This window comes from Pseudomonas sp. SIMBA_068 (genome assembly GCF_046534705.1).
Lineage (GTDB): Bacteria > Pseudomonadota > Gammaproteobacteria > Pseudomonadales > Pseudomonadaceae > Aquipseudomonas > Aquipseudomonas putida.
This window is the reverse complement of record NZ_JAWRYI010000003.1, coordinates 194,967-202,112: the sequence shown is the minus strand read 5'-3', so window position 1 is coordinate 202,112 and position 7,146 is coordinate 194,967. Positions and strand designations below refer to the sequence as shown.

General features: G+C 65.8%; 6 protein-coding genes. All 6 read left to right on the top strand.

The features are described 5' to 3' along the window. Positions 1–46: 46 nt before the first annotated feature. The 6 genes from SB756_RS10065 to SB756_RS10040 all read left to right on the top strand — a co-directional run bounded on the left by SB756_RS10065 (position 47) and on the right by SB756_RS10040 (position 7,066). Positions 47–1,483, top strand: coding sequence for a TolC family outer membrane protein (locus SB756_RS10065; protein WP_341797597.1), 1,437 nt, complete (start codon positions 47–49; stop codon positions 1,481–1,483). Beyond that, positions 1,480–3,648, top strand: a complete 2,169-nt coding sequence (locus tag SB756_RS10060; RefSeq protein ID WP_016484934.1) for a type I secretion system permease/ATPase — start codon at positions 1,480–1,482, stop codon at positions 3,646–3,648. Before SB756_RS10065 ends, SB756_RS10060 begins: the two co-directional genes overlap by 4 nt. Continuing rightward, the gene (locus SB756_RS10055) at positions 3,645–4,829 is read left to right on the top strand and encodes an HlyD family type I secretion periplasmic adaptor subunit (RefSeq protein ID WP_410910771.1); all 1,185 of its coding nucleotides are present in this window, start codon (positions 3,645–3,647) and stop codon (positions 4,827–4,829) included. Before SB756_RS10060 ends, SB756_RS10055 begins: the two co-directional genes overlap by 4 nt. 206 nt (positions 4,830–5,035) lie before the next feature. After that, entirely contained in the window at positions 5,036–5,935 is a 900-nt protein-coding gene (locus SB756_RS10050; RefSeq protein ID WP_016501438.1) for a chemotaxis protein, read from the top strand. Positions 5,936–6,023: 88 nt separating this feature from the next. Further along, entirely contained in the window at positions 6,024–6,335 is a 312-nt protein-coding gene (locus SB756_RS10045; protein ID WP_016501439.1) for a hypothetical protein, read from the top strand. Then, positions 6,332–7,066: a YkgJ family cysteine cluster protein gene (locus SB756_RS10040; RefSeq protein WP_410910770.1), complete on the top strand. Its 735-nt coding sequence runs from the start codon at positions 6,332–6,334 to the stop codon at positions 7,064–7,066. The genes SB756_RS10045 and SB756_RS10040 overlap by 4 nt, the downstream gene beginning before the upstream one ends. The last annotated feature ends 80 nt before the right edge of the window (positions 7,067–7,146 follow it).

The window sequence follows — 7,146 nt, the reverse complement described above, 5'->3', positions numbered from 1 at the left end:
CGGGCAAATGCCCGGCGGCAAGGACGACCAGCAGTAAGGGAACTATGTGAAGCGAAGCAGTCCGCTGTCACCGCTGTTGCTGGGAGCCTTCGGGCTTCTGGCCCTGAACTTCCACCCGGTTGCCCAGGCAGCCGATGACATAGACCCTCAACTGCGCCAGGTCGGGCCATCGCTGTTACGCGATGCGCCCGATGCAGTGCCTGCCCGCCCCCCCACCGGCATGGCCCCGGTCGCCAGTGGCGAGCGGCTGCAGCTGACCGATGCGGTGCTGCAGGCAGCGCAATGGCACCCCAGCATCGCCGAGGCCATCGGCAACCTGTACAAGCAGGGCGAAGGCATCAACGTCGCCCGCGCGGGGTATTACCCGCAGATTTCCGGCGGTATCCGCACCGGTTATGACACCGGTTATGGCGGCGACCGCAACAGCCAGGCCCTGAACCTGTCGCTCAAGCAGATGCTCTACGACTTCGGCAAGGTCGACAGCGCCGTCAGCGCGGCCGAGGCGGCCGCCGCGCGCGCCCAGGCCAATATCCTGCTGGTGGTCGACGACCTGGCCCGCGACACCGCTTATGCCTGGATCGAAACCCGCCGCTACGAGCAACTGATGACCATTGCCCGCGACCAGATTCGCGGGGTCGGTGACATTGCCGGCATGGCCCGCCAGCGCAGCGACATGGGCGCCAGCACCCGCTCCGACGTGGTGCAGGCCGAGTCCCGGGTGGAAAGCGCCCGCGCCACGCTTGAGGAATACCAGTCGCAGTACGAGCGCTGGCGTTCGACCCTGGCGGCACTGATGGGGCGCATCACCCCACCGGCGCTGGCCGAGGATTCGCCAGCAGCGCTGAACCAAGCCTGCAAGCGGCCCTCGCAAGGCGATGACCGCCTGCCTGCTGTGCTCATGGCCCTGGCCCAGCGCGCCCAGGGCCAGGCCGAGCTGGCCCAGGCCAAGGCCGAGGCGTACCCGACCCTGTCGTTGCAACCGCAGGTCAACCACTACCTGGACAACGACTACAACCGCGACAACTCACGCATGGACCGCACCCAGGCAGGCATCTACCTGAACGTCGAGGTGCCTATCTATCAAGGGGGTGCCATCAGCGCCCGCAGCCGCGCAGCCGGCCACGCCCTGACCGCCGCCGACTCCGCCGAAGACGCGGCCCGCCTGCAAGCCCGTCGTGGCCTGGCCGAGGCCATGGCACAAACCTCCGGGCTAGGCCGCAGGCTGACTTCGCTGGAAGCGCGCCAGGTCAGCATCCAGGAAGCGCGCATGCTCTACGGCCGCCAGTACCTGGACCTGGGCACGCGGCCCCTGCTCGACCTGCTCAACGCCGAGCAGGAGATCTACCAGTCACGCTTCGAACTCGCAGGCACCCGCTCCGACCTGCTGCGCCTGGATGTCGACTGCCTGTACAACACCGGCGCCCTGCGCACGGCCTTTGGCCTTGAGGGGCGCAACCTGCAAGGGGTGGAGATCCAGCCATGACCGATTCGATCAATGTGACCCTGCCTGAACAGCCCACGGCCCCCGCGGCCGAAGCGCCTCATCGACCGGACCTTGGGCCTTGGCTGGAAGTGATGCTGCAGGTGGCGCACCACTACCGCCTGGACGTGTCGCCCCAGCGTATTCGCCTGGCCGCCGTCGAGGATGCCCGCCCGCTGGATGAAATCCTTCGCCACATGGCGCGCCAGGCCGGCCTGGCCCTGCGCTTCGTGCGCTTCGACGCCAAGGGCTTGAGACAGTGGCGTACACCGCTGGTACTGGAACTGGACGATGGCCAGCTGGCGGTGGTGGAGTCGGTCACCGAAGAGGACGACCTGGCGGTGGTGTTTGCCGGTGACCAGGGCCTGACCTCTCGCCTGCCCCGCGACAGCCTCAAGGGCCGCATCAACCGCGTTGCGCTGCTGCGCCCGGCACGGCCGCTGCGCGATGTGCGCACCGATGACTACACCGCACCCTACGACCGCCACTGGTTTGCCCGCATCGTGCTGCGCGACCTGCGCCCCTATGGGCAGGTGATGGTCGCCTCGCTGGTAGCCAACGTATTGGCCCTCGCGGGGGTTCTGTTCTCGATGCAGGTGTACGACCGGGTGATCCCGGCCGAGTCGCTGCCAACCCTGTACGTGCTGTTCGGGGGTGTAGTGCTGGCGCTGGTGTTCGACTTCAGCATGCGCCTGCTGCGGCTGAAGGTGACCGACCTGCTCGGCAAACGCGCCGACCTGCGGGTGAGCGACCTGGTCTACGGGCATGCCTTGCGCCTGCGCAACTCGGTGCGGCCGAAGTCCACCGGTTCGTTCATCTCGCAACTTCGCGAGCTGGAATCGATCCGCGACCTGATCACTTCCAGCACCGCCACGGCGCTGGCCGACCTGCCGTTCTTCCTGCTGTTCCTGTTCGTGTTCTGGCTGATCGGCGGCGTGCTGGTGTTCATCCCGCTGGTCGCTTTGCTGGCGATGGTGGTGCCTGGGGTGCTGGCGCAACGGCGCCTGGCGCGGCTGGCCAATGCCTCCATGCGCGAGTCGGCGCTGCGCAACGCGATGCTGGTAGAAAGCATCCAGGGCCTGGACGAGATCAAGGCACTGCAGGCCGAAGCACGCTTCGAGCGGCAGTGGAACCAGTACAACGCCGCCTGCGCCCACACCAACCTGCGCCTGCGCACCCTCACCAACGGCCTGGTGACCTGGACCCAGAACGTGCAGGGCGCGGTGTTTGCCGTGGTCATCGTGGTCGGCGCGCCGATGGTCATCGCCGGCGACCTTACTACCGGTAGCCTGGTGGCGGCGTCGATGCTGTCGTCACGGATGATGGCGCCACTGGCGCAACTGACCCATGTACTGACCCGCTGGCAGCAGGCCAAGGTGGCCCTGCAAGGGCTGGACAAGCTGATGCAGTCACCGGTCGACCACCCCGAAGGCGAAGCCCGCGTGCACTTGCCGGCGATTCGTGGCGAGTACCGCCTCCGCCAGGCCAACTTCCGCTACAGCGAGGAGTCCCCGCCAGTGCTGAACATCGGCCAGCTGGATATCCAGCCGGGCGAGCGCATTGCCGTTCTCGGGCGCAACGGCGCCGGCAAGTCGACCCTGCTGCAAGCCCTGGGAGGGGCCATGGACCTGGTGCAAGGCGAGGTCAGCCTGGACGGCATCGCCATGGGCCACCTCGACCCTGCCGACCTGCGCCGTGACGTGGGCCTGCTGCCACAGTACGCGCGTTTGTTCCACGGAACCCTGCGGGAAAACCTCACCCTCGGCGCCGGCCAGGCCAGTGACCAGGAGCTGGTGGCCGCGCTGGCTGCCACGGGCGCGCTGGACTTCGTCCGCCGCCTGCCCAAGGGCATGGACCACCTGATCCTGGAAGGCGGCCTGGGCTTGTCCGGCGGCCAGCGCCAGGCCCTGGTGCTGTCGCGCCTGCTGGTGCGCCAGCCGCAAGTGTTGCTGCTGGACGAGCCGACTGCGTCGCTGGACGACATGACCGAGCGCAAACTGCTGGATAACCTCGAACGCTTCTGCCAGGGCCGCACCCTGGTGATCGCCACCCACCGCCTGAGCGTGCTGCAACGGGTCGACCGCATCCTGGTGCTGGACGGCGGGCGCATCGTCATCGATGACACCCGCGATGCCGCGCTGGCCAAACTGCAAGGAGCCCAGGCATGAGCAACCATGAACTCCCGGCCTCCTACCTGGATGGGCAGGACGACCAGGCGGTGTTCCGCGCCGGCCGCATCATCACCATCTGTGCCTTGATGCTGGCCGCATTCCTGGCCTGGGCCGCCTGGTTCGAGGTGACCGAAGTGTCCACCGGCACCGGCAAGGTGATCCCCAGTTCGCGGGAGCAGGTGATCCAGTCGTTCGAGGGCGGCATCGTCGCGCAGATGAGCGTGGCCGAAGGCGACCTGGTCGAGCGCGGCCAGGTGCTGGCCCAGCTCGACCCGACCAAGACCGCCTCCAGTGTCGGCGAGAGCGAAGCCAAGTACCGCGCTGCCAAGGCCAGCCAGGCCCGCCTGCAGGCAGAGGTGACGGGCAAGCCGCTGACCTTCCCCGAAAGCCTGCGCGACTCGCCCGACCTGATCGACGCAGAAACCGCGCTGTACCAGACCCGCCGCCGCGGGCTGGAGCAGACCCTGGCGGGCATCCAGGACTCGCTGCAACTGGTGCGTAGCGAGCTGAAGATTACCGAGAACCTTGCAAAGATGGGCGCCTCAAGCCGGGTCGAAGTGATTCGCCTGAACCGCCAGCGTTCGGAACTGGAGCTCAAGGCCAACGAAGCCCGCTCCGACTACCTGGTACGTGCCCGGGAAGAGCTGGCCAAAGCCAGCGCCGAGGCCGACAGCCTGTCGGAAGTGGTCCGCGGGCGCAGTGACTCGCTTACCCGCCTGACCTTGCGCTCACCGGTGCGTGGCATCGTCAAGGACATCGAGGTCAACACCCTGGGCGGCGTGGTGCAGCCCGGTGGCCAGGTGATGAAGATCGTGCCGATGGACGAACGCCTGCTGATCGAAACCCGCATCGCGCCGCGCGATATCGCCTTCATTCACCCGGACCAGGCGGCCAAGGTCAAGATCAGTGCCTATGACTATTCGGTGTATGGCGGGCTGGAAGGCAAGGTGGTAGGTATTTCGCCGGACACCCTGCAGGATGAGGTGAAACCGGAAATCTACTACTACCGGGTGTTCATCCGCACCGAGCAGGACAGCTTGCAGAACAAGGCCGGCAAGCATTTTGCGATCGTGCCGGGGATGATTGCCACGGTGGATATCCGCACCGGTGAGAAGACCATCCTCGATTACCTGATCAAGCCGCTGAACCGGGCCAAGGAGGCACTGCGCGAACGGTAGTGGCTGTAGGAGCAGCCTTGTGCTGCGAAGAGGCCATCGCTGCCCAAGATGATCTTTTGCCTTGCCGGCCTCTTCGCAGCACAAGGCTGCTCCTACAGGGAAATGAGCGAGCCTGAGCGATTGGGCCATTGCCGGCAAAGCAAAGCTAAAGCCCGACCAAAACAGGCCGATAACCGGTTATCCCCTGTTCCCCACCGAAGGTCACCATGGCCACGCAAAATGCCCGCGCGGACTCGTTGTCCCTGCTGCTGTTCACCCTGCGCAGCGGCAAGTTGATGGCAATCAACCTGCTCAAGGTCAGCGAGATCATCCCCTGCCCGCCGCTGACCAAACTGCCGGAATCGCACCCCAACGTGAAAGGTGTGGCGACCCTGCGTGGCCATTCGCTGTCGGTTATCGACCTGTCGCGCGCCATTGGCGAACGGCCCCTGGAAGACCCGCAAGGCGGCTGCCTGATCGTCACTGAAATCAGCCGCTCACGCCAAGGCCTGCATGTGCAGGCGGTCAGCCGCATCGTGCATTGCCTGAGCACCGACATCAAACCGCCGCCCTTTGCTTCGGGCAACCGCTCGTACATCACCGGCGTGACGCGGGTCGACAACACCCTGGTGCAGGTGCTGGACATCGAAAAAGTCATCCACTCCATCGCCCCACCGCAGGCCGAACCAGCTCACGGCACCTTGAGCGAAGAAGACGCCAGCCTGCTGGCCGCCGCCAACATCCTGGTGGTGGACGACAGCCAGGTGGCCCTGCAGCAGTCTGTGCACACCCTGCGCAACCTGGGCATCGAATGCCACACCGCGCGCAGCGCCAAGGACGCCATCAACGTGTTGCTGGAGCTGCAAGGCACCGCGCAGGAGATCAACATCATCGTCTCCGACATCGAAATGAGCGAAATGGACGGCTATGCCTTCACCCGCACCCTGCGCGAAACCCCTGACTTCCAGCACCTGTACGTGCTGCTGCACACCTCGCTGGACAGCGCAATGAGCAGCGAGAAGGCAACCCAGGCCGGGGCCAACGCCATCCTCACCAAGTTCTCCTCGCCAGAGCTGACCGATTGTCTGGTGGTGGCCGCGCGTACCGTGGTGTTTGCCGAGCACTGATATATTAAGCGACAAACTCCCCGGCTTGCCGCCGGGGGTGAGTCGGGCATAATTCGCGCCCCTCGCAAGCAAATTGCCGGAATCGCGTATGAAGTTTTTCAGCTCTATCCTGATCACCTGCGCCCTCTTCAGCGGTATCGCCCAGGCCTCCAGCAGCCAGGCCTGGAACGAGCAGCGCCAACAGATGCTCAAGGCCTGCCTGGCCGCCAGCCAGTTCAAGGATGCCCACGCCCGCGGCAAGCCCGCCGAGTTCGATGACCAGGTTGGCATGAGCGCCCTGCTCGTCGAAGGCGTCTATCCGCAGAAGCACATGCAGCAACGCACCGGCACCGAGCTGTGCCTGTACGACCGCCAGCACCAGCGTGCCTTCATCAGCGAGTGGAGCCCGGAAGCCAAGTGACCGACAGCTTGCGATTCGGTTGTACCGGCTGCGGCAAGTGCTGCACCGGTCACCACGTGCCCCTGACGCTGGCCGAGGCCCGCCGGTGGGCAGATGATGCCGGTCAGGTGATAGTGCTGATCGAGGCCTTCGTGACTGATGGCCCCGGTATGCCGCCTGAGCAGCGCGAACATGTGCTGCGCCGCTCGTATCCCGTGGCTTGCGGCAACGGCGAGGCACGCGTGTCGGTGACCTTCGCCGCGTTCAACCCCGGCCGATGCCGCAACCTCGGCGACAACGACCTGTGCACCATCTACGACCAGCGACCGTTGGTCTGTCGCATCTACCCGGTGGAAATCAACCCGCACATTCCGCTGCGCCCGGCCAGCAAGGACTGCCCGCCGGAGGCCTGGCAGCAAGGGCCGGAACTGATTCACGGCACGCGACTGGTCGATGCGGAACTGGAAGCGCTGGTGCAAGCGTCACGGCAGGCCGACCGCGATGACATTGCCGCCAAGGTGGCGGTGTGCCAGGCGCTGGGCATGACCACCAGTGCGCTCAAGGGCAATGGCTTTACCGCCTACCTGCCGGACATGGGCGCGTTTGCCACGGCGCTGGCGCGCGAGCAGTGGGATGACGATGGGCAGTGGACCTTGCATGTGCAGGATGAAACGCTGGTCGCGAGCTTGCAGGGGCTTGGTTTGCGCACTACCAGTGAAACTCCGGTGTACTACGCCTTCATCGGCTTCTAGCCTGAGCGACTGCAGAAACTCATGCACGGTAACTGTGGGAGCGGGCGTGCCCGCTCCCACACTGGTCCCCGGTCGCATAC